The sequence below is a fragment of the Curvibacter gracilis ATCC BAA-807 genome (assembly GCF_000518645.1).
Taxonomy (GTDB): Bacteria; Pseudomonadota; Gammaproteobacteria; order Burkholderiales; family Burkholderiaceae_C; genus Curvibacter; species Curvibacter gracilis.
Map to the genome: position 1 here is coordinate 1 of NZ_JADZ01000079.1, position 1,251 is coordinate 1,251.

Genomic DNA, 1,251 nt, shown 5'->3' on the forward strand with positions numbered 1-1,251 from the left:
CCCAGTCGCCCGCCATATCGGGTTCGACTTCGTACTGGGTGCCATCGATGCCGATACGGGCATCAACGCCCACCTTGCGCCGCTCGGGTGTGCGGGCAAAGCGACAAAACTGCTCCCAGGTACACATTTCACGCAAGCCGTCGGCTGGCAACTTGGCTATCCAGTCATCCAGGCGGGATTGGGCTTCATGGCGGTGGCGCTGCGCGTTGTAACGGTCAAGGTAACGCAGTAGCCACTCATTGGCCTGCAATTCGGTTTCAGGCTTGTGGAAGTGGTACAGCGTCTCATGGGCTTCTTTGACGGTTCGAAACGGACGTTCGACCTTGCCCTTTGAGCGCGCCGTGGTGCGCGTGCCATCCTTGCCCGCCGGGATATGGGTCTTCCAATCGATCTCCAAGGCCTGCATGACGTTTTGAAAGACCTGGCTCTTGGCCACCGGTCCGTTATCCAGGTAGATCATGTTGGGGCGACCTTGGAATGGGCACGCCGGATCTGCCTTGGGCGCCATGGCGTTGAACAAGAAGCGCAGCGCGGATTCGGCATCTTCACCATAGACACAGCGGTATTCCTGGTAGTTGACGCCGCTGCGGTCATCGACAACGCTGAACAGCATCAAGGTTGGCACGCCCTTGGCGGGGTCGATCCAGGATGGTTTTTCAATATGCTTGAGGTCAGAGGGCGACATGTCGAACTGCCAACAGTCATTGCTGTGTTCGGCCTGGAACCGTACCGCTGGCGGTTCGCGCGTGATGTGGGCCTGGTCCAGATTCCACAGCGACAGGTAGCGGTTGACGGTTGGAGGCCGGAGCAAGCCCTTGGGCGCTTGCACCAAACCGGTCTTGGTTTCCACGCCATAGCTTTCCAGCAGCTCGATAGCGCGACGGGTGGAGAGGTGCCGACCGTTCTTGTTGGTGGTGCGAAGTTTGAGGGCTGCAACCAGATCGCAGTAGCGCTCCATTTCCGATTGTGGCAAAACACGCGGCTTGCCATGGTCGGCGCGGTGCACAGCGTGGGGTTTGTTGAAATCGCCCATGGCACGGTAAACCGTGGTGGGCGAAACACCGTACAGGCTGGCAAAGTCTGCAATCTGGGTTGCACGCTCAGGACTTTTACCCGGCAGCTGATCCAGCCGCCGACGCAATTGCAGCAGCGAATCGGCGGGGATGGGCTTATGCGGCCGGGTCGCCATTGCTCTGGGCCTCGGCCAGATAGCTGTACAGGGACTGGCGACTGATGCCAAAGATGCGTGCC

Annotated in this window: 1 protein-coding gene; it reads right to left on the reverse strand. The window is 59.7% G+C overall.

Translation table 11 applies throughout. The features are described from left to right. Positions 1-1,165: DDE-type integrase/transposase/recombinase (locus tag L880_RS0125595; protein WP_027478019.1), on the reverse strand; the 1,165-nt coding region annotated here is incomplete at its 3' end. Between the last annotated feature and the right edge of the window lie 86 nt (positions 1,166-1,251).